Annotated in this window: 1 protein-coding gene; it reads right to left on the bottom strand. The window is 28.4% G+C overall.

Features of this window, described 5'->3' with window-relative positions:
* The coding region (locus tag K0039_RS20660) for a DUF5724 domain-containing protein (protein WP_228106815.1) at positions 1 to 511 on the bottom strand (511 nt) is incomplete at both ends.

Below are 511 nucleotides of genomic sequence, written 5' to 3'. Positions count from 1 at the left end.
ATTGTATATTATTAGCTAGATGAGACACTTCTGTTGGCATATCACCTCTACGTGATTCAATTTCTATAATTCGGTTTGTAACGGTTTTTAAGTTATCTTTAAGCCAAGGATATTTTTCTAATGTGTCACCAGCCCATCTAGGATTTGTTAACGTTCTTATTATATTTGTTGCGTTGTATCCACTTATCATTTCTCTATTAACTTGCTCTTTAGTCATTAATCCTAATTCATGTGCACGAGCAAATACATTTATGCTAGTATAAAAAGGAAATTTATATTCTAGCAACTGATAATTTGAAAAGGTAGTGTAGAAAAACTTAGTAAAAGAAATATCATCATAAATAAATGAATGTGCTTTATCAAGCCAATAATTTAAAATAGGGGCATTTAAAGCAGGGCAGTATTCATTTTGTCTATAATAATTTTTAGTAAACTCAACTCTTTGCTTTTTACATTGTTCTATAGTTAATAAGTTTCTAAGTTTATAGTATACTTCCAAACAATAGTTAAA

It is taken from the genome of Terrisporobacter mayombei, assembly GCF_020748465.1.
GTDB classification, from domain to species: domain Bacteria; phylum Bacillota; class Clostridia; order Peptostreptococcales; family Peptostreptococcaceae; genus Terrisporobacter; species Terrisporobacter mayombei.
The sequence above is the reverse complement of the archived record's forward strand: the minus strand, read 5'-3'. Positions and strand labels throughout refer to the sequence as shown.